The organism is Rickettsiella endosymbiont of Litargus connexus, from assembly GCF_964277335.1.
Classification (GTDB): Bacteria; Pseudomonadota; Gammaproteobacteria; order Diplorickettsiales; family Diplorickettsiaceae; genus Aquirickettsiella; species Aquirickettsiella isopodorum.
Window position 1 is genome coordinate 407,468 of sequence record NZ_OZ195516.1, and the last position, 25,607, is coordinate 433,074.

Consider the following 25,607-nt stretch of genomic DNA (forward strand, 5'->3'; position numbering starts at 1 on the left):
AAAAATGGTTCATTTAACCTGACTAAAGTAAATTTGTTTTTCAGTCATAATGGCATTTAAAGGAACATCCCAGCTTCTTTCATTGAAAGAAGCTAACTTTTGCCACTCATAGGCAAGGCCAAGTAAAAAAGGCCGTATCGATTGAGGTGAATGTAATAAAAAAGCAAAGCTTCTATCATAAAAACCCGCACCCATTCCTAAGCGTTGACCTTTTTCGGTAAAGCCTACCAGAGGAACTAAGACTAAATCGATAGCGTCAGGCGCAATGCAAGCATCTAAAGATAAAGGAGGTTCAGGAATATTAAATCGATTTTTTTTTAACAACGTATCCGCTTGATAAGCACAGAATATTAATTGCTGTCCTTGTAAAATGGGTAAATAGCAAGTTTGCTTCTTGTGCCAGGCTTTTTGAATGAGTGCTGAGGGATCAATTTCCTGTTGAATGGCTATATAGCCGGCGATCGTTCGGCTTTGTAAAAATAGTGGATGATGACTTAACCGTTCGGTAATGATAGCAGAAGCTATTTTTTGTTCGTTTAAAGTAAGGTTGGCTCGCTGCTGTTGTAATTTCTTACGAGATAATTGGCGAGTATCCATAGCTTCCTATGATATTAAAAATATCTGACTCAGCTCGTTTCCTGATCCTGGGATGCAGGTGGGATTAAGTCTATCTACTTTAGGCTTCTTGTTAGGGTGTGTGCCATTATCGCTGAATGACGACACACCCTGCAAGCATGCACACCGTAAATAAATCAACTATCCCTGACTTTATGAAAGTATCGATCGAAAAACTATCGACTGAGTCAGATACTTGAATAGTATAATCTATTTTAAGCGCTTACTGTCTATTAATTAAAAAATTTAACGTTAAGTCTTAATGCAAAATTGGCGCGAATAAAGAAAATACCTTACATTATGACGGGCTTTATGCGGATTTTATTTTTGTTAAGGTTTGCTTAGCTGTATTAACACTGCTTAGAATGGTAATATAGTTAAGACTTACTTTATTTAAAAGAGTACGCCCATGCAAACTCAGGCTAAAGCCCCTGCTTTCGATGATTTTTACCATTTATTGACGCAAGCAGAAGTAGCTACTTCTCCAGCGGAAATACATGGTATGTTATGCGGCTTTGTATGTGTGGGCCCTAAACTTAACGGCGGCTTTTTGATCGATATTTTGCTAAAGCGCTTGGGCACTAGGCCTCCCTTTATGCTGGGATCGCAAGGTGCCATTGTGGGCTTGTATGATGCGGCCTGTCGTCAGTTAAGTGGCTTGCAAGCGTTTCAATTATTGTTGCCGGATGAACAACATGAATTAGAAGAACGTGCTGAAGCCTTAAGCTTGTGGTGTGAGGGTTTTTTATATGGGTTAGGCTTAGGGGGGAGCTCTATTGAAGATGAGACACCTGATGTTATACACGAGGCCTTGTATTGTATTGCCGAGATTGCCAAGCTTGAAATTAACCATTTAAAAGTAACTGAACTTGATAAACTGGCTTATGATGAAGCAATCGAGTTTATTACTCATGCTATCCCTTTGATTTATGAAGAGTTAATTCGTTACTCAGTAGAAGGAAGTACAGGCTCTATGTATCTTCATTAAAAAGACCATCTACTGCTAATGATCTATGTTTAATCTTTTGGAATTACAGCATCGGCGCAAGCAATTATTATCCCAAATACAGAGCGATGAGCTTATTGTTTTAATGGCAGCGCCAGAATCTATACGGAATGGCGATGTACTGTATCCGTATCGCCAAAACAGCGATTTTTACTATTTAACTGCATTTCCTGAACCTGAGGCGATAGCGCTACTCATACCTGATAATACTAAATTTGGTAGGTTTATTTTATTCAATCGTCCAGAGGACTCAGCCGCTGCGATTTGGAATGGTGAACGTATTGGCCAAATACGAGCTTGTGAAGAATTCGGGGTGGATGAAGCTTATCCTATCGATCAATTTGAAGTGAATTTTCCTAAATATTTAAGTCGTGTTTGCTATCATCTTTGGGATGAAAAACTGCACAACCCAATTTTAGAACGAATTAATAAGTTATTAGCGCGCTTAAAAAAAACTCCGGTGGAGTATGCTAAAAAATTAGTTAATACAGTTCATGAAATGCGACTTAGAAAAAGTCCAACTGAATTGGATAGCTTGCGCCAGGCGGCCCATATTTCCAGTAAAGCTCATCAGCGAGCAATGCAAGCGTGTCGGCCAGGTTTATATGAATATCAATTAGAAGCAGAATTACTCTATGAATTTTACCAACAAGGGAGTCAAGCCTTAGCTTATCCTAATATTGTTGCAAGTGGAGCAAATAGTTGCATTTTACACTACATGGAAAATCGTGCTCAGTTAAAATCGGGTGATTTAGTATTAATTGATGCCGGGTGCGAATATCAACACTATGCCTCCGATATTACTCGAACTTTTCCAGTCAATGGTCGTTTTAGTTCAGAACAAAAAGCTATTTATCAAATTGTATTAAAAGCTCAGCAAGCGATCCTAGCGTTGATAAAACCAGGTGTTGCATGGAACAAGTTACAGAAAATCTGTGTAGAGTGTATAACGCAAGGTTTAGTAGATTTGGGTTTATTGAAAGGGAATGTTAGTGATCTCATTCAACAAAAAAGTTATCAAAAATTTTATATGCACGGTTGTAGTCATTGGTTAGGTTTAGATGTCCATGATGTGGGTTGTTATCGAGTAGAAAAAAAATGGCGCAGTTTAGAACCGGAAATGGTTTTCACGGTAGAGCCCGGTATTTACATCAGTCCAGCACCGAGTATTGATAAAAAATGGTGGAATATTGGTATCCGTATTGAAGATGATGTACGAGTGACTCATGACGCCTGTGAAGTGTTGACATCTCAAACACCCAAAGATATCGCTGACATTGAAAATATAATGCGAACCTCCTCATGAAACAGGATTACGATATTCTCATCGTGGGTGCGGGAATCATAGGAAGTAGTCTCGCTTTAGCTTTATCCTCTTTACCATTACGGATCGCGCTGATCGAACAATCCTCTTTTAAGTCCCTCGATGAGGCTTTACCTGCACAAAGTAAGCCTATCGCTTTGAATTTGGCAAGTCTACGTATTTTACAGACATTAAATCTATGGACTGCTTTAGAAATGTATGCAAATCCGATTAATAGCGTGCATATTTCGCAGCAGGCTTGTTTTGCTCAATCGAGAATGAATGCAAAAGAGTTGGGTGTTCCACAATTAGGTGCCGTTATCCCTGCGGATCGTTTGGGATATGAATTAACTAAGGCTTTGCTTCAGGCTGAGGCTAGCAAAAGGGCGCAAGGGATTTTAGATCTGTATAATCCTGCTCTCTGTGAATCAATCAACCAACATGAAGGGGTTTGGCAGGTTGTATTCAGTCATCTTCAAAACGAAAAAAAAATTATTTATCCACGTTTAATTATTGCTGCGGATGGGACACACTCTACTGTCCGCAGTTTGCTGAAAATTGGTTTAAACATTAGGCCTACTTCGGAGGCCGCTTTGACGACATTCATTGATATTAGTCGCCATCATCGACATATTGCCTATCAACGTTTTACGAAACAAGGCATTATTGCTTGTTTACCTTTGCTGGCTAATAAAATAGGCTTAGTTTGGACTTCAGAACCGAAAACGATTGAAGCCTTACAAAATTTAACGGCGTCAGAGTTTTTGGAGAATTTACAACAACATTTTTCTTATCGTTTTGGTAAGCTATTACACTATACTCCACCACAGATTTATCCTTTAAAAAGTTGTATTTCAGCAACTCAAGCGCAAGCAGGGTTGATCCTATTAGGAAATGCCGCGCATACTTTACTTCCGATTGCCGCCCAAGGTCTAAATTTAGGTTTACAAGATATGGCTGAATGCGTAGATTTGATAGTACATGCTTTGCAACAACATAAAGATTTGGCTGATGCGAGTTTGGCTCAATCGTATCTCAATGCACGTTTGACGGCACAGCGACAAATCATCCGATTTACTGAGCGATTGACGCGATTGCAGCCCCGTTTCGGGCCGTTGACTTTCATTTACAATAATGGTCTATTAGCAATGGATTTACTTCCACGTTGTAAAAGAAATTTGTCTCACCGCTTAATGGGCATTCATGGCCGACTTCCCGGTTTGACTCGTGGTTTAACTTTACAAAAAGAAGAATATTAGTATGCCAAAATTTAGATCCATCATTGATAAAAAAAATGCTAAGGTTCTTTACCTGGAAACTAACGCGTTGGGTTCAGCGTTATTAACTACCGCTAAGTTAAATAAAGGTACCGCATTTACTGAATCAGAACGGCAACAATTGGGATTACGGGGTAAGTTACCGTATAGTATTGAAAGTTTGCAGCAACAAGAATTACGTGTTTATCAACAATTTTTAAAAAAAGAAAATAATTTAGAAAAGCATCTTTATCTACGTAGTTTGCATAATACGAATGAGGTGTTGTTTTATAAATTAGTGAGTCAACATTTAACTGAAATGTTGCCTATTTTGTATACGCCGACGGTTGGAAAAGCCGTTGAGCAATTTAGCCATGAATTCCAGCAGCCAAGAGGTTTGTATATCGCTTATCCAAATAGAGATCATATTGATGAAATCCTGGAAAATCGTTTGAATTCCGAAGTGGATATTATCGTGATGACGGATGGCGAAGGGGTATTAGGTATTGGCGATCAAGGGATTGGTGGAATGGATATCTGTATTGTAAAATTGATGGTTTATGTTTTGTGCGCGGGCATTCATCCCAATCGGTTATTACCTATTCAAATCGATGTCGGAACTAACAATGAGCAATTACTGAATGATCCGATGTATTTGGGCTGGCGTCATCCACGCTTAGCGGGTCAAAAATATGATGATATGGTAGAAAACATAGTCTCAGCGATACAACGAAAATTACCTCGAGCTTATTTACATTGGGAAGACTTTGGTCGGGAAAATGCTAGGCGTAATTTAGAACGCTATCATGACCAAATGTGTACTTTTAATGATGATATGCAAGGAACGGGTGTGGTGACTTTGGTTGCACTTTTATCTGCTATCCATCGGACTAAAATTCCTTTAACTGAACAGCGTGTTGTTATTGTGGGTGCTGGAACAGCAGGCACCGGGATTGCTGACCAACTCTGTGCAGGGATGGTACGACAAGGTCTATCTAGAGAAGAAGCCTTATCACGATTTTATTTGGTAGGTCGACAGGGTTTGATACATGATGCAACGTCGGGGCTGACTATTTTTCAAAAACCCTATGCACAACATTTGATGGGTGAAACAGTCACTACGTTACAATTGTATGATGTGGTGAAACAATTTAAACCCACGGTATTAATCGGTTGCTCTGGCCAAGGTGGAATTTTCACTGAAGCGATTGTTAAAACCATGGCTGCACAGGTCGACGATCCTATTATTTTTCCTTTATCCAATCCTACTGAGAAATCAGAAGCCACTCCGGATGATTTACTCAATTGGACAGAAGGACGTGCGCTCATTGCGACGGGTAGTCCTTTTGGTCAAGTTGATTTTAAAGGTGAAAAAATATCAATTGCACAGTGTAATAATGCCCTTATTTATCCAGGAATAGGTTTGGGTGTCGTCATAGCTCAAGCGACGCATTTGAGCGAGGGAATGCTTTGGGAAGCATCTAAAGCCTTAAGTCGTTTTGTTAGCCAAACTTCCGATACAAAAAATGCATTATTACCTAATTTTGAAGACATACATGCGATTAGTCGCTGTATTGCGCTCGCTGTAGCAACTAAAGCGCGCCAGGAAGGATTAGCAAAAATTTCGGAGTCGATTGATTTAGCTGAAGAAATCGATCGTCAATTTTGGTATCCGGAATATGTTACTTATCAATATTCTGAGTCATTATGACTTTAGAAGTACAAACTGATTATGATATCGTTATTGTTGGCGGAGGTATTGTTGGCTTAACACTGGCTTGTCACTTAAAGGATCAAGATTTAAAGATCGCCCTAATAAATAAAGATACTTCTCCTAATATATCCTCCAGTCTTACTTCTCAACTTCGCGTTATTGCTATTACTTTGGGTTCGCAGCATTATTTGCAAGAACTGAACGTTTGGCAGCGGTTCAACAGAAAACACGATGCGCCGTTCCGTAGTATGCAAGTATGGGAATCTGGGCAAGCAGCCCATCTTTTTTTTGATAGTGCGGATATCGGTCAAGCCAGTTTAGGTTATATCGTCAAGAATTATGATTTAGAACAAGCACTACACACACAAGCAAAAACGAATAGTGAGTTGACTTGGTTTACACCGGATGCATTAGTCGATATGCAGATAGAAAAAAATCAAGTGGTAGTTACATTAGCGTCTGGAGGAGAAATAAGTACCCGTTTGCTAGTCGGTGCCGATGGGGAGCAATCTAAAGTTCGACAATGGGCTGATTTGCCAATTAAAGCGACTGATTATGTGCAGCGTGCACTCATTGCAACGGTACAAACTGAATTGACGCACGACCAGATAGCAAGACAGGTTTTTTTAGCGAATGGTCCTTTGGCTTTTTTACCTTTAAGAGATGCACATCAATGTTCCATTGTTTGGTCGAATACACCCGAAGAAATACGACGCTTGGAAGCGCTAAATGACGAACTTTTTTGTGGAGAATTAACCAAAGTTTTCGAACAGTGTTTAGGTCAAATTGCTTCGACAAGTCCACGTTTAAGTTATCCATTAAAAATCCAAGAAGCAGAGCAGTACATAAAATCGAGTGTTGCTTTAATCGGTGATGCGGCGCATACACTACATCCCTTAGCGGGGCAGGGTGCAAATTTAGGTTTGGCTGATGCGCAGTGTTTAGCAAAGGTGATCATCGAGGCAAAGCAGAAACATCGATCGATAAGTGCGTTTCATACTTTACGCCGTTATGAAAGAGAGCGTCGTTTTCATAATCGTGTCATGATGGGTGGTGTGGATAGCATTAAATATCTATTTGCCGCTAGCAATCCGATATTACAGAAAACGCGCCAGTACGGATTAGGTCTTATCAATAATCTAGCTTGTTTGAAAAATGTTATCACTCGTTATGCGATAGGGAATTTTAGCGGTTAAACCTGGGATCAGTCGTAAGCTTGATAGATTCAGCGGGTATATCGGTGTATTTCCAGTGAAGCATATTAAATATTTCATTAATATCTTTGAGCTTTTTTTCTATTTCCTTAATAAAATTATTTGGATTATTCTGAAAAAACTTTCGGGGTTGTTTATAGGATTCTATCGTCTTGTGTATCCCCTTAAATTGTTTCATAATCTGAGCTAATAGGATATCTTCAGTCGTTGTTTTGTTTTCAATATATCGCTTAACCACTTCTCGATTTGATTTTATAAATTCTATGATTTCTTCTTGTATTTCATCTTTTTTCAAGTGAATATGACGGGTTCTTGAGATATAGTTTTCTTTAATTTTTTCTTTTAGTTGCCAAGCGGTTAGAAACGCAGCATCTAATTCTTTTTCAGTTTGTGGTATGGCCATGGAAAATATACTGTAAACTTTAATGAAATATCTGAAAAGTATAAGTCTTTAATGTTAAGAGAGACTTAAAGGGAGTAAAAAATGGCTAAAAATGCTAAAAACTCTGCATTTATCATCCTGGATCGGGATGGCGTGATTAATTTTGAATCTAAGGACTATATCAAGACGCCTGAGGAGTGGTTACCTATTCCGGGGAGTTTAGAAGCCATTGCCTTATTAAGTCAGGCAGGTTACACCATCGCTGTGGCAACCAATCAATCGGGTGTAGGTCGAGGATTTTACACCGATGCTGATTTAATGGTTATCCATCAAAAAATGTTGAGCAGCATAAAAGCGCTGGGAGGTCAGGTGGATAAGGTTTTTTACTGCCCACACCTTCCTGACGATCAGTGTTGTTGTAGAAAGCCGGGTATCGGCTTATTTGAACAAATTGCTGATTATTATCAACTCGATTTAAGGGGCATTTTCGCTATTGGTGATTCTCTGCGAGATATTAAAGCAGCTCTTAAAGTCGGTTGCCAACCTATTTTAGTGTTGACCGGTAATGGGGAACAAACCTTGTTAAATAATCGTGAACTAGCCGACGAAATTCCGGTTTTTCCTGATCTATTAAGCGCTGTGCGTCAATTATTACAGGAAAAACAGCATGTCTAAATCGAAACGCGTTTATAGTTGTCAATCCTGCGGAGGGCAGTTTTTACAATGGTCTGGGCAATGTGGTGAATGCCAAGCTTGGAATAGTATATTAGAAGAAAGTGCGCCTCTCTCCTCACACACTTTTCCCCGTGTTAAAGGTTATGCGGCGGCCGATGCAAAAATAACGGATTTAAACAGTATTCAATTCAGTGAGATAGAACGATTTTCGTCAAGGATAAAAGAGCTTGATAGAGTGCTGGGGGGAGGGATAGTCCCAGGTTCTGTGATACTCATGGGTGGCGATCCAGGCATCGGAAAATCTACTTTATTATTACAAAGTCTTTGTCAATTAAGTGAGCATCACGCGGTGCTTTATATAACAGGAGAAGAATCACTGCAGCAAGTAGCGTTACGTGCTCAGCGTTTAGGATTACCACAAAAGAAAATTCGCTTGCTCACTGAAACCCGAGTCGAAAGTATTTTAATGCATGCTTTACAAGAAAAGCCTCAAGTTTTAGTGATTGACTCGATCCAAACCATGCATACTGATTTACTTCAGTCTGCGCCGGGCGCAGTAGGTCAAGTTCGGGAAAGTGCTATGCAATTGACACGTTTAGCTAAGCAAACCGGTATCGCTTTATTTTTAGTGGGCCATGTCACTAAAGATGGAGTACTTGCAGGTCCTCGCGTTTTAGAACATATGGTTGATACGGTTTTGTATTTTGAAGGTGAAGCCGATAGCCGACATCGTTTAATACGATCGGTTAAAAATCGTTTTGGTGCGGTGAATGAATTAGGCGTATTTGTCATGACCGAAAAAGGTTTGCGTGAAGTTAGCAATCCTTCAGCGATGTTATTGTCACGATCCGGTTTGCCGGTTTCAGGTAGTTTAGTGACGGCGACTTGGCAAGGCAGTCGCCCTTTACTGGTCGAAGTACAGGCCTTAGTTGATAACAGTCACTTAGGCAATCCACGTCGAGTGACCGTAGGATTAGAAGGTAATCGCTTAGCGATGTTGTTAGCGGTATTGCATCGGCATGCGGGGATTATGACGTATGATCAAGATGTTTTTATTAATGTGGTGGGTGGGGTGCGTTTATTAGAAACCAGTGCGGATTTACCGGTTTTATTAGCGGTGTTATCGAGCTTACGGGATAAACCTTTTCCTGAAGATTGTTTGGTATTTGGCGAGGTCGGTTTGTCCGGGGAAATCCGTCCAGTACCCAATGGTCAGGAACGTTTGCGTGATGCGGCGAAACACGGCTTTAAATCAGCGATTATTCCTAAAGCGAATAGGAGCAAGCAAGTGATTAATGGCATGACAGTATTTCCTGTTGCACAATTAACTGAAACCTTGGATATAGCACGGCAAATGGGTAGCGTAGAAAGTGTAAAATAGGTTATAGGGATAGGATTTTTTTTAATAACGTAGGATCCGGATTAGTTTTTGGTGGCTATGGGTGGGCTCGAACCACCGACCCCAGCATTATGAATGCTGTGCTCTAACCAACTGAGCTACATAGCCTAAACTTCTTCAACTTCGATCTACTTTGCTGTGCTCCTTTCTACGCTACACAATTCCGCTTGAAAGCCGGCCCTGCGCATCCTGCTTCGAGCGTTCGCAAGGAAAAAGCGTCGCTTTTTATTTTCTTGCTCACCCAACTGAGCTACATAGCCAAAGGCCGTCTATTGTGCTAAAGCCACACAGAGTCTGTCAAGTGATAAAAAATAGAAAAGGCTTAATTTTTATCTTTAACATAATAACGCTGAGTTAAAGCTAAAACGGCTAAGATATTTTTCACGGGTAATGATTCATTGGGCAGCATCTTAGCTTGTAGATTTTGGATTTGAAAATAACCTGAAGGGAAGAGAGTGATAATTTTTTTATTAGTTACCAGCCCTAAATTGGTATAACTACGAATTAATAAAAAAGGAGGAGGGGTCTTATTAAACAAAGATTGGCCTACACTGTAATCTGTTAAAGGGTTTTGCAAGCCAAAGATTCGATTTAGTAAAGTAGGTATCACATCGTAATGGCTCGTCATATGCTTTACCCGCATTGGTTTTTGTCCTGGCCAATGAATGATCAATGGGACTTGAGTTTGAAAATGAGTAAAATTACTGGCATGTCCCCAATAGCCGAGATGATTATCATTAAACTCATTACCATGATCTGCCGTAATAAGGACAAGTGTATTCTCTAATAAATGGCGTTTTTTAAGTAAAGCCAGATCTTGTCCTACCAGTTGGTCTATGTAGTATAAGGCATTTTTGTAACGATTATACGTAGGGTTTGGATTCGTATGATTCGTGTAAATGAGACGATCACAGACTGGGATGCTCGGTTGAAAAATAGACACTGGGCTATTACCAATACAGAAACTATGTGCTGCATCATAAAATAAAAAGCTAAAAAAAGGTGATGGGGTTTGCGTAATAAACTGCTTAAACTCTTTAGTAATTTGCTTATCTCTATCGTAAGGGGTATGCCCTATAGTTGAAGTGTTTAGATTTTTTACATCGACAAATACATTTTGGTTAAAGGGCGGTGCGATCAGCTCGGCGCTTGCAAAAATACCTATAGAGTAATTTTCTGCGAGTAGTTTATCCATAAACAAAGGGCTTTTATGTTGATTAATCGTGGCTGTCCAATAGGTAGCAGGTAAACTATAAAATAAAGAAAATAGACCGGGTTGAGTTCCATTTCCGCCACTGAAATGTTGTTGAAATTGCCAACCTTGCTGAGCAAAACGATAAATATTCGGCGTATTGACAGCATTCAACATATCGAAACGCCAACTATCGATCAGAATAAAGACAATATTAATTGGTTTTTTAACGGGCTTATAAATGAGCGGATGAAGTGGGTAGTCAAGTTTTTGATTAGCATGATTAATTTCGACAAAATCTGAACGATAAAGACTTTCTAATTCAGGCAGTGCTTGTTTGCCGGGTAATAATTCGGCTAAGACTTCATAATAAAGAGGTAGGGTGTAAGCTTGCTGGTTGAGTGCAAGTGCAGTGGAGTTTTTGATTAATAGTGCAAGCATATAATAGGAAAATAAAAGACAAGCTAGAATTGCAACAGGAAAGTGTAAGGTATAGGTTTTATGCCGCAATTTTTTCCATATGAATAGGGCTAAACCTATTTCGAAAGCAAATAATAAGCTAGTTAATAATCCTATCAATAGCCATTCTAGCCAGGAAATATCAAATATCTCATTAGCTTCACCGCCCGTTAGTAATTTCCAAATAACACCATTCAAATGGAAGTGGAATTGGCCAAATACAAATGTATCAATGCTAAGTAAATAAGCAAACAAGAAGCCTAGGATAACTGAAACAGAAAATATGAGTTTTTTTCTAGGACAAAGAATGGCAAGTAAGATGGGGATAATCGCAGCAATACAAGCAAATAAACCAAGTTGACCGAAAAATGCACTGAATAAAAACAAACACGCCAGCAGTTGATTAGCGAGTGACGAAACAGATAAACGAAAGGGAATAATACTGGCAAGATAATGCAAGCCAATTCCCCAAAATAACAAGGCATTTCCAACGAAAAACCAAAATATCCAGTTAAAATAGATTTTTCTTGTTATTGAAGACATTTTTTTTCTTGTTGTTATTTTTTTTTATAATTGCACGAGAGGTTTATTTACTGGTCTTTTGATCTAGCAAAGGTCACATTGTTTGAGTTTTTTTCGTAAAGTACCACGACTGATACCTAACATTTTAGCTGCTTTGGTTTGGTTTCCGCGAGTTTGGCGTAATACCACTTCTAACATAGGGGATTCAACCTCGGCTAAAACAAGACCATAAAGATTAGAAGGTGAGTTTCCATCTAATTGTGAAAAGTAATTTTCTAAAGCCTGTTCGACATAAGTTTTTAACGGCTGTTGAGGTGCGCCAGCGCTAGCCACCATAGGTAGAACAGGAAGTTGATCGAGTGCATTTTGCATATACATTATCCTTTGAGACTTGACTAGGTCAGAGGAGTTTCCATAATATAGTAGCTAAGAGGTTGCGACAAGCGTCTTTTGGCGGATTTTTTGAATTTCTTAGTCTCTAAGTAAGATTAAGCCCTAATTTTTCTTAAATATTTTACGAAATATTGTTTTTTTTGTGAGATTTTCGGCTGCATCGTCACACGTGGTGAGGATGAGACAGAAAGCATAGATTTTTCGACTATTGTAACGCAGTATACTTGAGTAGGTGAGTAACGAAACACAGAAAAACCACGCCTTTATGCCCCCTCACCGTGTTAAATGACGATACCTCTTAGAAAAATTGCTTGGAAAAAAGATCTATTTAATATTAGTACTTGATACTCATAATTAACTTATAGGAAGAACTATTTTGTTTAATTTTATTAAGTTTTTAAAAGTTTTATTATTTAGTTTGAGTTTGGGTGTAGGAATATTAAATGCTTATGCCATGCAACAGCCTTTACCCGTTGATCAGGTTTTTCAAGTTTCAGTGCAGCGTTTAAATAATAAAACGTTGGCGGCACGTTGGACTATCAAGCCTGGTTATTATCTTTATAAGAGTAAAATACATTTTGACAGTGCGCCTATACATATAAGGTCAGTGTTTTTTCCTAAGGGGATCGTTAAGCATAATCAATTTATTGGGAAATACGAAGTTTACCAAGGGCATGTGGTTACGTTATTAAAATTTATTAATCCTTTCCCCGATAAAAATCTTGATTTGGCAATCCACTATCAAGGTTGTGCCATAGCGGGTTTTTGTTATCCGCCTATAGTTAAACACATAAGCTTAACTTCTGCTGGAATGCCTATTACCGAAACTAATCAAAATAGCACAGACTTAAGCCAGAATTCTTTGACAAAAAATCAAGGTCAAGGAATTAAAAAAATGGCCAGCGAACAAAGTAGAATTTTAGGCTTATTAGCCAATCATAATATTTTTTGGACACTGATTAGTTTCTTTGGGTTTGGTTTATTATTATCGCTGACTCCTTGTGTTTTGCCGTTGATTCCAGTGTTATCCGCTATCATTTTAGGTCAAAAGCAATTGACGACGGCTAAAGCGTTTAGTTTGTCAATAACTTACGTTCTGGCTATGGCACTTACTTATGCGGTAGCGGGTGTTTTTGCTGGTTTAGCAGGTAGTTATTTACAAGCATTTTTACAAAGTCCATGGGTTATTATTATTGTTTGTACGTTGTTTATTGCGCTCGCTTTTTCTTTATTTGGTTTCTATGAGTTACGCCTGCCTGCCAGTTGGCATGAAAAGCTGATTCATATCACGAATCGTCAACGAGGAGGTAATTATATTGGCGTAGCTTTGATGGGTTGTTTGTCCACGTTAGTTATTTCTCCGTGTGTCACCGCACCTTTAGTTGGCGTATTAACCTATATTGGCAATACCGGTAATGCCATACTGGGTGGACTTGCTTTATTTGTTTTGGGTTTGGGTTCAGGTGTGCCTTTATTAGTTATTGGAACTTCGGCAGGTAAATGGTTGCCTAAATCAGGGCCTTGGATGAATGGAATTAAAATTGTTTTAGGTATACTGATGTTGGTTATGGCGGCGTGGCTGCTTGCACGAATCATTCCCAGCAATTCCCGACCCTTTCGCCTACTTCATCCTAATCAAGTCGTAAGCGCTGAAACCAATAATTTTCAAACAATTAAAGGTATTTCTGGTTTAAGACACGCCTTAATACAAGCAAAACAACAGCATAAATTCGTGCTAGTCGATTTTTATGCGGATTGGTGTTTATCATGTAAGGAAATGGAACGGGTCGTCTTTACTGCACCGCAAGTTAAATCCTTAATGTCACATTTTGTCTTGTTAAGAGCAGATGTCACTGCGAACGATCACCAAGATAGAGCCTTAGAGCGTCAGTTTCATGTGATTGCCCCCCCTACTTTTTTATTTTTTGCACCGAATGGGCAAGAATTAACAGATTCTCGAATAGTTGGACAAGAAGAAAGTCAAACATTTGCGAATCATTTACGTCAGATTTTAGCGAGCAAATAGACTGATTCTATTCTGAAATAAAATACAATTCACCTAAAATAATCTCTTATACTGAGAGTTGATCGATTGTAAGAGGTAAAATATCTTTTTTAAAATGATTAAAAATTAAAATAACGTAACTAAATTTTTATTTATAAAATAATAAAAATAATTGACTAAAATGGACATGAAATAGTAAAGAAAAGTTGAATGATCGAGTGGTTTTATGTAAAAATAAACTTTCTTATTAAATTGAAAAATATTCATAAGAATATTAAATAATAAGTATAGGAGTAAATTAAATGGAAAAATATAATATATCTAAAACTTCTCAATCACCCATCAACTTGAAACCTCATGAATCTGAATTGTTTGAATCGGATAATTTTGGCAATACTCGATTACATGTTGCTGCGGCTTTAGGCGATTTAAACGCAGTTCGAAATTTAGTCACTAAAGATTCTAGTTTGATGGAAAACAAAAATAAATATGGAAGTACACCACTACATTATGCTACCTGGGAAGGCCAATTAAAGAGTGTGGAATATTTAGTTGGGCAAGGTTCTGATTTAAACACTAAAGATAACTATGATCAGACATTGTTGCATGCGGCTGCCTGGAATGGTCACTTCAAATTAGTTAAGTATTTTCTTACTCAGGGGCTTGATTTGGAAAGCAGAGATATCCAGGGGAATTCTCCCTTACTTTCAGCGGTTAAAAATGGTCATTTCCAGATAATAGCGTTTCTTATTTCTAAAGGTGCCAATGTAGAAGCTAAAAATAATGAGGGTGATACCGTTTTATCTTTAGCGATTAAGAACGGTAATACAAAAATAGTTAAGTATCTTGTTAATGAGAAAAAAATAGATTTATCGGTAAAAGATAATGAAAATAATACGTTACTACATTTAGCCGTTTCAAATAATCGCACAAACCTTATAAAATACCTTCTTGATAACAAGGCAGATTTAGAAGCTAAAAATAGTGATGGAAATACGCCTCTACATATGGCAGTGGAAACTGAGAATATTAGGCTGGTTAAATATTTGCTTACGCAAGGTGCTAATATAGAAGCTAAAAATGTTGATGGAAGTACTCCTTTACATATGGCAGTGGAAACTGAGAATATTAAGCTTGTTAGATCTTTGCTTACGCAAGGCGCAAGTACCGAAGTTAAAAATAATGATGAGTCTACGCCTATAGATATTGCAATAGAAATTGGAGATAATAATCTCGTTCACTATTTGAAGCAAGTTACCAAGATAAAATCTGTAAATAATAAAGATAATTTTCGCCTTCATCGGGTTCATCAAGATAATCCTGCAGAACTAGGTAATTATCTCTTAAAACAAAATGGAGAGTTATTAAATCCAGATCAGGAGAAAAGGCAACGCCATAAAACTCATGATACTTCTTCCAGAGAGCAAGTATCCGCATTAAAAAGTGATCTTTTTGCTATGAGTGAATTAAATGAGTCGCTTGCGCCTTTGGTGAATGCAACGGGATTTTTTAGAACCAATCCTCTCGCTGCGCAGGCTGAAGCTCGGGGATTCAACCTGAGTTCAATGTCTGAAACACACCTAGCGGATAATAGGGGAGTGAATAATAGCAATGCCAATGGGACATTACTTTTAGCAAGTACATTATTTAATAAAAAACCAAGAAAAAAATCAAATACTAATGTTATTGATAGTGAACGTCGCGAACGGGAGGATCGAATTATTGATTCTATAAATACATTTGAGTCTAACGTAACAGCCAAAACATTTTAGTTTGCGAGCAATTTTTTTATTTAAGTTAAATAGAGCAAGCCACTATGAGGCAATATAACCTTAGTTACTTAAGACTTAAAGCATAAGCTAAAGTTTTATTTTCTGCGGCTATTTTGCCTTTTAGTTGTATCCAGCTTAAATGGTTTAACTAAATTACTATTTATTTTTTATAAAATAGATAAGTGACTTAGGTAAATTTTTAGGCCATTGAATTAATACCACACCAAATAAAATGGCTATTATGCCTAAGCCTTCTGACCATTGCGGGCGATTGTGAAAAAAAACAAAATCCCAAAGTATAGCCATGATAGGAACGATATACATCACCGCACTTGCACGTACTGCATCCCATTCGCGAATTAAATGATAATAGATAATCCAAGCTATTGCAGTGGAGAATAAACCCATGTAGATGCTTGCCACCCAGATAATAGGTGTATGCAATAATAAACTACTGCTCGGCCAGTGTTCGAATAACAGTGATACCAGCATTAGAAAGATAAGACTGGCCCAATGCTGATGATAGAGGTTGGCATAAAAATCTAATTTAGTTTGACCTGATAACATATGTTGATTAAGTAAATTACCGACTGAATAACTGATGGCCATGAGTAATACAGAGGCGGTACCTAATAAGGCAGAATGTGCGGTATTAAAATCCAGTAAGGGCCAAAAAATAATACAGATACCTAATAAACCGGTGAATAAACCTATGCACTTTAAGAATGAAAAATTTCTGGTTTTGGGGGAAGTTAAACTAAATATTAATGTCCAAATGGGTACGGTTCCATTTAAAATACCTGCTAAACCAGGTGAAATATGTTGTTCACCATAAAACAAGAAGAAGAAAGGAAGTCCTTGAGAAAAAAGCCCCATGATCCAAATGCGCCAGCGTAAATTAAAAGGGACAGCGACGCTTTTTTTTAAAAAACAAAAAATAAGACTTAAGAATATTAACGCTAAACCTACGCGCAGCATGGCGCCAAAGAAAGGAGGAACCTGTAATACCACCGCTTTAATCGCAACAAATGAACCGCTCCAAAAAGCGGCGAGTAAGAAAAACAAACAATAATTTATATTTTTATTCATTATTAAAATTCATCATTATTCAGGTTAAGTCGATTGTTAAGGTATCTAATTTTTGTAAACCGCGTGGTAATTTATGGCCGCGCTGTCCTCTTTTTCCAATATAATTGGCCAAATCTGAGCCTTTCAAAATAAACTGTTTTTTTCCAGAAACTAGCCTTAACTTACTGTTTTTTGAAGGTAAGATAGCTATTTTATTTATAAATTCTTCACGTTGCTCGAGTTTTTTAGGGGAAATTTGCATCATTTTATTACCTTTCCCACGCGCCAATATCGGTAACTCTTGTGCAGAAATAATTAATAAGTAACCTGTATTGGTAGCTAATGCGATATAGTTAGAATCAATCTGATCTACGCTTAATAAGGGTAGGACTTGAGCATGAGGAGATAATTTTAATAATGCTTTTCCATTACGATTTTTAGAATACAATTCAGATAATTGGGTAATAAAGCCATAGCCGGCATCAGCGCTGACTAACACAGACTGTTCAGGATTTCCGGTAATCATACCTTCAAAATTAGCACCTGTGGGGGGATTAAAGCGACTTGTTAAAGGTTCTCCGGAACTTCGTGCGGAAGGAAGCGTATGTATCGAGGTTGAATAACTACGTCCGGTTGAATCAATGAGAGCAAGCGATTGATTACTGCGGCCAAGTAGCGTTGCTTTTAAGGAGTCGCCCGCTTTAAAATTTAAACCACTGACATCAAAATCATGACCTTTTGCCGCACGTATCCAACCCCGAGTCGATAAGATAACCGTCATGGGTTCGGAGGGAATGATTTCAGTTTTTTGCATGGCTTGCGCGGCGTTACGTTCAACGAGCGGTGATTTACGTTTGTCACCATAGAGTTTCGCATCTTCTTGCAATTCGGATCGAATAAGGCGTTTCAATTGTGCTTTAGAAGACAAAATTTTCTGAATTTTGTCACGTTCTGCGATTAAGTTTTCTTGTTCTGTTTGCAATTTGATTTCTTCTAGTTTGGCTAATTGTCGTAAACGTATTTCTAAAATGGCGTCGGCTTGAGTAGCACTTAATTTAAAGCGCTTGATTAACTGGATTTTGGGATCATCGTATTGCCGTATCATTTTTATGACTGCATCGATATGCAGATAGACAATTAAAAAACCCTCTAAAAGATGAAGACGATGTAAAATTTTATTTAAATGAAACTCTAAACGTTTTCTTACGGTAGCTTGTCGATATTCTAACCATTCTTGTAATATGACGAGTAAATTTTTAACCCTAGGTCGCCCATCAAGACCTATCATATTAAGATTAATACGATAACTACGTTCTAAGTCTGTTGTTGCAAATAAATGGGTCATCAAGGTATCATTATCCACTCGATTCGATCGGGGTACAATCACCAGCCTAGTTGGATTTTCATGATCCGATTCATCACGTAAATCTTCTACCAGTGGTAATTTCTTATCGCGAATTTGCTCAGCAATCTGTTCAATGATTTTGGCGCCGGATACTTGATAAGGGAGATCGGTAATGACAATTTGGTTTTTTTCTTCGGTATAAACTGCACGGGCACGAATGGCGCCTTGGCCTTGTTGGTAAATATGACTAATCTCAGCGCGTGGAGTAATGATTTCTGCCGCAGAAGGGAAGTCAGGCCCGATAACCAACTCACAAAGTTCTGCTAATGTGGTGTTTGGTTCGTCTAATAAGCGAATGCAGCCGTTGACTACCTCGATTAAATTATGTGATGGGATATCCGTCGCCATACCCACTGCAATACCTGATCCACCATTTAATAAGATATTGGGTAAACGCGCGGGTAATAATTTAGGTTCTTCTAGGGTTGCATCAAAGTTAGGCAGCCAATCGACCGTGCCATCGGACAATTCGGTGAGTAAAGCGTGTGCATAACGTGTTAAACGCGATTCGGTATAACGCATGGCGGCAAACGATTTGGGGTCATCTTGGGATCCCCAATTACCTTGGCCATCAATAAGTGGATAGCGATAAGAAAAAGCCTGTGCCATTAATACCATTGCTTCATAACAGGCATTATCACCATGTGGGTGAAACTTACCTAAGACGTCACCGACGGTTCGTGCTGATTTTTTATATTTCGCAAGTGCTGTTAATCCTAATTCAGACATGGCATAAATAATGCGTCGTTGTACAGGCTTTAAACCATCGCCAATGTGTGGTAAGGCTCGGTCAAGAATGACATACATGGAATAATCAAGATAAGCCTTTTCTGTGAAAAGGCGTAGCGCTTGATGTTCAATGGTTGAATGTTGGGGTGGTGATTTGCTTTTGGCCATTGCATTATAGCCTCTAAAAAAGATCCCTAGTTCATTGACGCTCGCTCTTTTTGAAAGCGTGCGTATTGGATGGCATTTAAGAACAGTTTGTGCAGTATAAGATGCTCACGATATTTTACAATATAGTTTTTAAAAAATCTTTTGAAAATAAGTCTTCAGTGCGCATAGTTCATTAAAGGGGACGAAAAGTATTTTCAAATACGAGAGATATTATAAGTGCTTAAAACTCATAACCTAGTGTAAATAAATGCTTGACATCAATTCCTTGATTGGGAGGAAATAAGCTGGCATTTGAGTAATGTAAATAGTGATAGCTAAAGGTCCATATCGAGGTTGCACTTTTTCGCCAACGTAGACCCAAACCCATTAAATCCTGAAAGGCAAATTGACTGCCCAAATTTCGATGCCCCAAATGATTGTTAGAAAGCCAACTAGCACCTACACCCAGCTCGAGATAAGTTTGGGCAGCTAACAGCCAATTTTCCCGGCTTTGTAGGCGTATAATGGGTGATAGGGCCACAATACTAATAGATCGAGGTTGACTCGCAAGAGGGGGATGAGTATGCCAATTAGCATAGCTGAGGTCCCAGTAGCCGGTTAAATTCATAGGAGATTGGGAGAAGCCCGTCCATGGCCAAAATTGTTGCATGGCCACCCGGTACCCTCTTAACTGGTCAGGTTTACCTGTTCCATAAGCTACTTGTAGTCCATAGGTTGAGGCATGGCTGTTTTGTGTCATCAAGCTAATGAGTATGAAACTGCTACATAGAAAAAAGAGACAATTTTTTTTAATCCATACGATTTTCAATTAAGCACACTCCTTCACATTAATTTTGTTTGATTATAAACCTATTTTTGGCTCGATTTTATAGATTACACCGCTTAGGTCAATATAAGGCATTCTAATATCAATTTTTGTACATAAATTACTTACTTTTTAGGATTGAAAAGAATGTATTCGGCGATGGTTTTCCCCAAAAATTTTGTTTTATAATTTGTTCTGTTATAATGCCGCCCTCATTCTATTCAAGGGATATAAAAATTATTATGCAGCAAGATATCCATCCATCCTATAACATAGTCACTGTTACTTGCAGTTGTGGTAATAGTTTTAAAACTCGTTCTACTTTAGGTGAGCCTGCTCTTACTATAGAAGTATGTTCAAAATGCCACCCCTTTTACACAGGTAAGCAAAAAATTGTTGATACCAGTGGCCGTGTTGATAAATTTAAACAAAAATACGGTAAACACACTCTTAAGGCTGCAGATAAGTCTGTCCCAAAAGAAGCGGCTTAGTTTAATCCTATTTTAGTTTGGCTTGCTTAAAAATTACAATTACCGTTAATTTTTAATTCGCGTGCCTATACTGCTTATTTCTATTACTCTGGGGGTATGATTATGCCGAGAAAACGTATTGACCTTTTTCCCTGGTTGGTATGTGGCTTAGGGGCTCTTTTTTACTGTTATGAATATTTTTTGCGAATCTTGCCTAGTGTAATGACGGAAGATTTACTAAAAATGTTCAATATCAGTGGTGCGGCATTCGGAAATTTAGTGGCTTTTTATTACTACGCTTACACACCGATGCAACTACCCGTAGGCATCATGATGGATAGATTCGGCCCCCGGAAGTTATTGGCTTTTGCCTGTTTAGTGTGTGCCATAGGAACCTATTTATTTTCCCATCATTATCTTTCTACCGCACAAGTAGGTCGTTTTTTAGTAGGATTTGGTTCAGCATTCGCTTTTGTAGGTGTGCTTAAACTGGCTGCGATATGGTTTCCTCCGTCACGCTTTGCTCTTATTGCAGGGATGGCAACTTCTTTAGGAATGATCGGGGCAATGACCGGAGATATCGTTTTATCAAAGCTCGTATTTGCCTTAGGATCTACCGTCACACTCCATATTGCAGCGGCAATAGGGATAGTATTAACTATATGTTTATGGTATTTCATACCGGCAACAAAAAAGGTGAAAACCACACACGAGCCTATTGACCCAGTGTTAAATTATAAAGAGTTTTTTCAAGCTGTTTTTAAACTATGTAGGAATCCACAAATGTGGTTAGTGGGGGTTATAGGGGCCCTACTTTATTTATCACTTTCTGCGTTTGCAGAAGTATGGGGTATCCCTTATTTAATTCGGGTTTATGGATTATCGAATTCTGCTGCCGCAGCGAAAGTGTCTTTTATTTTTTTAGGTTGGGCTATTGGTTGTCCCTTAATGGGTTGGATTTCAGAAAAAATTGGTAATCGACGTCGTCCCATTATTATAGGTGCTTTATTAGGTTCGGCATTATTTACGTTACTTATTTATTTTCCGTTTATGGTTCACCATTGTTTGGGGCTTGTATTATTTATTTTTGGTCTGTGTAGTTCTGCACAAGTTATTATTTTTCCTATTGCTCGAGAAATTAATGTTGCAGGTTTAGCGGGGACGGCTATCGCGTTGACTAACTTGTTAGTGATGTCTGGAGGTGCTTTATTCCAGCCCTTAATAGGAAAAATTTTAGATGTATCTACAGGTACACACGTTAGGGGAAATTTAATGGCATTTTCAATCGAAAGTTTTCAACATGCATTATCTATTATTCCCGTTGCATTTGTTATTGTTGCAGTATTAGCTATCTTTTTAAGAGAAACACGCGGGATAGGTCGATATTCTGCTTAAAAAATGTGTCAGGCAGCAGTAAGCCTTAAATTAAATGTGCTAACGCTGTTTTGAGTTGTGATAACGCTTTTTCTAGGCTTGCATGATCAAGCGCATAGGAAAGTCGTAAATAACCGGGTGCACCAAAAGCGGATCCAGGAACGGTGGCAATATTCGCTTGATTGAGTAAGTAATCGGCTAATTCATAATCAGAAACAAACTTTTTATGAGTTCCAATAAACGTATGAAACGAAGGAAAACTATAAAAAGCGCCTTGTCCAGACAAGCAATGTACACCGGGGATTTTATTAAGTCCTTCTGAAAAAAAATGATGACGTTGATGGTAAATCTCATTCATCTGTTGGACACAGTCTTGTTGGCCAGTTAAAGCAGCCACTGCTGCGAATTGAGCAATAGAATTAGGATTAGACGTACTTTGTGATTGCACATTCGTCATGGCGCGTATGACTTCTTTAGGCCCAGCCGCATAACCAATGCGCCAGCCGGTCATGGCATAAGCTTTTGAACAGCCATTTAAGACCAAGGTTCTGTCATATAATTCGGGACATACGTTGATAATATTTTTGAAAGGTTCATTCCCCCAATAGATATGCTCATAAATGTCATCGGTAAGAATAAAGACGGATGGATGACGTAATAAAATTTTGGCCAGTTCATTGAGTTCGGCGGGCGTATAGACCATTCCAGTCGGGTTGGAAGGGCTATTAATAATAAAAAGCCGAGTTTTTTCAGTAATCGCTGCTTCTAATTGCTGTGGCGTAATTTTCAAGCTGGATTCAATCGACGTGGGGATAAAAACCGGTTTGGCTTCTGCTAATAAAGCCATATCGGGATAAGAAACCCAATAGGGGGCTGGGACAATCACTTCATCATCGGGATTTAATAAAGATTGCATCAGATTATAAATGGATTGTTTCGCACCACTCGAAACAATGACTTGATCCAATGAATAATCCAGTTGGTTCTCTAACTTAAATTTAGCAACGACGGCTTGTTTTAAACGTAACATGCCATCGACCGCGGTGTACTTGGTAAACCCTTCATCTAAAGCGAGACGAGCGGCTTGTTTAATGTGTTCGGGAGTATCGAAATCAGGCTCACCGACAGTCAGATTTATAATGGGTTTGCCGCTGGCTTTGAGTCGATTGGCTGTTGCAGACAGGCTTAAAGTGGGTGATGGTTTAATTTGAGAAACGCGATGTGAGAGATTTATTTTCATAGATTAGGTCTAGTTAAGTTAAACTGATTATAGAGCCTATTATCGGCGAGAGATTAATAATAAAGCAAGTCTGCTTTTTATGTAGATAAACTTACGGATTTCTATTTTTTTCACTATATTTGATTAGATACTCGTTGTTAAAGACCCAGCATGGTTTGTCTAGCACTTATTGACCAAGAGATTGATATTATTTCATGCCTAAAACTTTAGTATTAACTTCCAATTTTAAACCGGCAGGCGATCAGCCCATTGCGATCAAGGAGTTGATTCATGGTTTGCAGGCAGGCTTAGCGCACCAAACTTTGTTAGGTGTAACAGGTTCGGGTAAGACGTTTAGTATTGCTCATGTCATACAAAAAATTCAACGACCGGTTCTTATTTTGGCGCCTAATAAAACTTTAGCCGCTCAGTTGTACGGTGAGATGCGAAATTTTTTTCCTCATAATGCCGTAGAATATTTTGTTTCTTATTATGATTATTATCAACCGGAAGCCTATGTGCCTACGACCGATACGTATATTGAAAAAGATGCGGCGGTCAATGAACATATCGAACAAATGCGTTTATCGGCTACCAAGTCTTTATTAGAGCGACGAGATGTCATTATTGTTGCAACGGTATCGGCTATTTATGGTCTAGGTGATCCTAATACTTACATCGATATGATGTTACATGTACGCCGGGGCGATCAAATCGATCAGCGTTTTATCTTAAGGCGTTTAGCTGAATTGCAATATAATCGTAATGACACAGACTTTCGTCGCGCCACTTACCGGGTGCGTGGTGATGTGATTGATGTTTATCCTGCAGAGTCTGCCGAAGAAGCAGTACGTATCGAGTTATTGGATGATAGTATTGAACAGCTTAGTTATTTTGATCCTCTAACAGGCGAACTACTGAGACGGGTACCGCGTTTAACTATTTATCCAAAAACTCATTATGTCACGCCGCGAGATAAAATTTTAAACGCGGTTGAGTCGATTAAAATTGAATTAAAAGACCGGTTGGCGCAACTACAAACCGCGAATAAATTAATAGAATTTCAACGCTTAGAGCAACGTACTCGATTTGATATCGAAATGCTTTTAGAGTTAGGGTATTGTAATGGAATAGAAAATTATTCGCGTTATTTATCCGGTCGCGATGCCGGTCAGCCGCCACCTACGTTGCTCGATTATTTACCAAAAGACGCTTTGTTGGTGATTGATGAATCACACGTTACAGTCCCTCAACTGGGTGCTATGTATAAAGGTGATCGTTCACGAAAAGAAACTTTAGTGGAGTATGGTTTTCGCTTACCTTCTGCTTTGGATAACAGACCTTTACAGTTTCAAGAGTTTTCTGATTTAGTCTTTCAGACTATTTATGTTTCTGCGACTCCGAGTACTTATGAACTCGAACATTCGGGTGCAGTAGTGGAGCAAGTCATCAGGCCAACAGGCTTAGTCGATCCTTTAATTGAAGTAAGACCCGTAGGCACACAAGTGGATGATTTACTTTCTGAAATAAATCGTTGTGTGACAAAAAACGAACGCGTCTTAGTCACCACCTTAACTAAACGTTTATCTGAAGATTTAACTGAATACCTTGCCGAGCATGGCGTAAAAGTGCGTTATCTGCATTCTGATATTGATACCGTGGAGCGAGTCGAAATTATTCGTGATTTGCGTTTAGGCAAATTTGATGTACTGGTTGGAATTAATTTACTTCGTGAAGGGCTTGATATGCCAGAAGTTGCACTCGTTGCGATTCTAGATGCCGATAAAGAAGGATTTTTACGTTCCGAGCGTTCTTTAATCCAAACGATAGGTCGAGCAGCACGCCATATTGATGGTCGAGCTATTCTGTATGCCGATAGAATAACGGGCTCGATGCAAAAAGCTATCGCCGAAACGGAGAGACGTCGGATTAAGCAGCTCGCCTTTAATAAAAAACACCATATTACGCCGAAAGGGATTGCAAAAGCAGTTCATGATATTCTTGAGGGAGCGCGATCCGATGTTTCCACAAATAAACAACATCTGCTTAAAGTTGCCGAAGAGCAAGCTTACTATGCGGCTTTGTCTCCAGAAGAACTCGCCAAAAAAATTAAACAATTGGAACGCGAAATGTTTAATTACGCGAAAAACTTGCAGTTTGAAGAAGCCGCAGAAACACGTGATAAATTAAAAAATCTTAAAGAAAAAATAATGGGAATTGATTAAGCAGTTGCGTCTGTAAATCAAGAATGTTATTTTCTCGTTTTATTTTTAGCATTTATTTTGTTTCGTCATGGAAGTGTCGATTGCTGTTGACGGGTGACGCGCAAACTGCCGAGAGCGGCAGGACCCGTCGACACAGAATGACGACGCCCTCTTATAACCTGTAGGCACGTAGCTCAGTGGTAGAGCACCACCTTGACATGGTGGTGGTCGGTGGTTCGATCCCACTCGTGCCTACCA

Annotated in this window: 20 protein-coding genes, 2 tRNA genes and 1 other RNA gene; 13 read left to right on the forward strand and 10 right to left on the reverse strand. The window is 38.7% G+C overall.

Going from position 1 to position 25,607, the window contains the following annotated elements; genetic code table 11:
* Positions 1 to 9: 9 nt before the first annotated feature.
* Positions 10 to 597: a 5-formyltetrahydrofolate cyclo-ligase gene (locus ACICP9_RS01750; protein ID WP_395498353.1), complete on the reverse strand. Its 588-nt coding sequence runs from the start codon at positions 595 to 597 to the stop codon at positions 10 to 12.
* Between the two features lie 17 nt (positions 598 to 614).
* Positions 615 to 813, reverse strand: a non-coding RNA gene (gene ssrS / locus ACICP9_RS01755) — 6S RNA.
* Positions 814 to 1,024: 211 nt separating this feature from the next.
* Here ssrS and ACICP9_RS01760 point away from each other — a divergent pair.
* From ACICP9_RS01760 to ACICP9_RS01780, 5 genes are read left to right on the forward strand one after another with little or no spacing between them, the layout of a single operon-like run.
* Complete coding sequence (locus tag ACICP9_RS01760; protein WP_395498355.1) at positions 1,025 to 1,603, forward strand: UPF0149 family protein; 579 nt, start codon at positions 1,025 to 1,027, stop codon at positions 1,601 to 1,603.
* 25 nt (positions 1,604 to 1,628) lie between these two features.
* Positions 1,629 to 2,927, forward strand: coding sequence for a Xaa-Pro aminopeptidase (gene pepP / locus ACICP9_RS01765; RefSeq protein ID WP_395498357.1), 1,299 nt, complete (start codon positions 1,629 to 1,631; stop codon positions 2,925 to 2,927).
* The gene (locus tag ACICP9_RS01770; protein WP_395498359.1) at positions 2,924 to 4,183 is read left to right on the forward strand and encodes an FAD-dependent monooxygenase; all 1,260 of its coding nucleotides are present in this window, start codon (positions 2,924 to 2,926) and stop codon (positions 4,181 to 4,183) included. The genes pepP and ACICP9_RS01770 overlap by 4 nt, the downstream gene beginning before the upstream one ends.
* 1 nt (position 4,184) lies before the next feature.
* A complete protein-coding gene (locus ACICP9_RS01775) occupies positions 4,185 to 5,891 on the forward strand; it encodes an NAD-dependent malic enzyme (protein ID WP_395498361.1) in 1,707 nt (568 codons plus the stop codon).
* Positions 5,888 to 7,090, forward strand: a complete 1,203-nt coding sequence (locus ACICP9_RS01780; protein ID WP_395498363.1) for a UbiH/UbiF/VisC/COQ6 family ubiquinone biosynthesis hydroxylase — start codon at positions 5,888 to 5,890, stop codon at positions 7,088 to 7,090. The genes ACICP9_RS01775 and ACICP9_RS01780 overlap by 4 nt, the downstream gene beginning before the upstream one ends.
* Here the strand turns inward: ACICP9_RS01780 and ACICP9_RS01785 are convergent.
* Positions 7,080 to 7,511 carry a hypothetical protein gene (locus ACICP9_RS01785; protein ID WP_395498365.1) on the reverse strand — a complete coding sequence of 144 codons (432 nt, stop codon included), beginning with the start codon at positions 7,509 to 7,511 and terminating at the stop codon, positions 7,080 to 7,082. The genes ACICP9_RS01780 and ACICP9_RS01785 overlap by 11 nt on opposite strands.
* 81 nt (positions 7,512 to 7,592) lie before the next feature.
* Here ACICP9_RS01785 and gmhB point away from each other — a divergent pair, with 81 nt between their 5' ends.
* Positions 7,593 to 8,165: a D-glycero-beta-D-manno-heptose 1,7-bisphosphate 7-phosphatase gene (gene gmhB / locus ACICP9_RS01790; RefSeq protein ID WP_395498367.1), complete on the forward strand. Its 573-nt coding sequence runs from the start codon at positions 7,593 to 7,595 to the stop codon at positions 8,163 to 8,165.
* Positions 8,158 to 9,546, forward strand: a complete 1,389-nt coding sequence (radA, locus tag ACICP9_RS01795) for a DNA repair protein RadA (protein ID WP_395498369.1) — start codon at positions 8,158 to 8,160, stop codon at positions 9,544 to 9,546. The genes gmhB and radA overlap by 8 nt, the downstream gene beginning before the upstream one ends.
* Before the next feature lie 49 nt (positions 9,547 to 9,595).
* On the opposite strand, the gene ACICP9_RS01800 is transcribed toward radA, so the two are convergent.
* From ACICP9_RS01800 to fis, 3 genes are all read right to left on the reverse strand, one after another.
* A tRNA-Met gene (locus ACICP9_RS01800) sits at positions 9,596 to 9,672 on the reverse strand.
* Between the two features lie 214 nt (positions 9,673 to 9,886).
* Positions 9,887 to 11,758: a DUF3413 domain-containing protein gene (locus ACICP9_RS01805; protein WP_395498371.1), complete on the reverse strand. Its 1,872-nt coding sequence runs from the start codon at positions 11,756 to 11,758 to the stop codon at positions 9,887 to 9,889.
* A 63-nt stretch (positions 11,759 to 11,821) separates the two neighbouring features.
* Positions 11,822 to 12,109 carry a DNA-binding transcriptional regulator Fis gene (fis, locus tag ACICP9_RS01810; protein WP_084028721.1) on the reverse strand — a complete coding sequence of 96 codons (288 nt, stop codon included), beginning with the start codon at positions 12,107 to 12,109 and terminating at the stop codon, positions 11,822 to 11,824.
* 397 nt (positions 12,110 to 12,506) lie between these two features.
* Here fis and dsbD point away from each other — a divergent pair, with 397 nt between their 5' ends.
* Both dsbD and ACICP9_RS01820 read left to right on the forward strand, forming a co-directional pair.
* Positions 12,507 to 14,156, forward strand: a complete 1,650-nt coding sequence (gene dsbD / locus ACICP9_RS01815) for a protein-disulfide reductase DsbD (RefSeq protein ID WP_395498374.1) — start codon at positions 12,507 to 12,509, stop codon at positions 14,154 to 14,156.
* Positions 14,157 to 14,437: 281 nt separating this feature from the next.
* A complete protein-coding gene (locus ACICP9_RS01820) occupies positions 14,438 to 15,907 on the forward strand; it encodes an ankyrin repeat domain-containing protein (RefSeq protein WP_395498376.1) in 1,470 nt (489 codons plus the stop codon).
* A gap of 156 nt (positions 15,908 to 16,063) precedes the next feature.
* Here ACICP9_RS01820 and ACICP9_RS01825 read toward each other — a convergent pair whose 3' ends face one another.
* From ACICP9_RS01825 to ACICP9_RS01835, 3 genes are all read right to left on the reverse strand, one after another.
* Positions 16,064 to 16,996 carry a DMT family transporter gene (locus tag ACICP9_RS01825; RefSeq protein ID WP_395498378.1) on the reverse strand — a complete coding sequence of 311 codons (933 nt, stop codon included), beginning with the start codon at positions 16,994 to 16,996 and terminating at the stop codon, positions 16,064 to 16,066.
* A 19-nt stretch (positions 16,997 to 17,015) separates the two neighbouring features.
* Positions 17,016 to 19,277 carry a DNA topoisomerase IV subunit A gene (gene parC, locus ACICP9_RS01830; RefSeq protein WP_395498380.1) on the reverse strand — a complete coding sequence of 754 codons (2,262 nt, stop codon included), beginning with the start codon at positions 19,275 to 19,277 and terminating at the stop codon, positions 17,016 to 17,018.
* 220 nt (positions 19,278 to 19,497) lie between these two features.
* Positions 19,498 to 20,016: an acyloxyacyl hydrolase gene (locus ACICP9_RS01835; protein WP_071662485.1), complete on the reverse strand. Its 519-nt coding sequence runs from the start codon at positions 20,014 to 20,016 to the stop codon at positions 19,498 to 19,500.
* A gap of 308 nt (positions 20,017 to 20,324) precedes the next feature.
* Here ACICP9_RS01835 and rpmE point away from each other — a divergent pair, with 308 nt between their 5' ends.
* Both rpmE and ACICP9_RS01845 read left to right on the forward strand, forming a co-directional pair.
* Positions 20,325 to 20,573 carry a 50S ribosomal protein L31 gene (gene rpmE / locus ACICP9_RS01840; RefSeq protein ID WP_071662484.1) on the forward strand — a complete coding sequence of 83 codons (249 nt, stop codon included), beginning with the start codon at positions 20,325 to 20,327 and terminating at the stop codon, positions 20,571 to 20,573.
* A gap of 102 nt (positions 20,574 to 20,675) precedes the next feature.
* Positions 20,676 to 21,947, forward strand: coding sequence for an MFS transporter (locus tag ACICP9_RS01845; protein WP_084028719.1), 1,272 nt, complete (start codon positions 20,676 to 20,678; stop codon positions 21,945 to 21,947).
* Positions 21,948 to 21,972: 25 nt separating this feature from the next.
* Here ACICP9_RS01845 and ACICP9_RS01850 read toward each other — a convergent pair whose 3' ends face one another.
* On the reverse strand, positions 21,973 to 23,166 hold the full coding sequence (locus ACICP9_RS01850) for a pyridoxal phosphate-dependent aminotransferase (protein ID WP_395498383.1): 1,194 nt from the start codon (positions 23,164 to 23,166) through the stop codon (positions 21,973 to 21,975).
* Between the two features lie 194 nt (positions 23,167 to 23,360).
* Between ACICP9_RS01850 and uvrB the strand changes: the two genes are divergently transcribed.
* Together uvrB and ACICP9_RS01860 are read left to right on the forward strand one after the other, a co-directional pair.
* Positions 23,361 to 25,370, forward strand: a complete 2,010-nt coding sequence (gene uvrB, locus ACICP9_RS01855; RefSeq protein WP_071662481.1) for an excinuclease ABC subunit UvrB — start codon at positions 23,361 to 23,363, stop codon at positions 25,368 to 25,370.
* Positions 25,371 to 25,532: 162 nt separating this feature from the next.
* Positions 25,533 to 25,607, forward strand: a tRNA-Val gene (locus ACICP9_RS01860).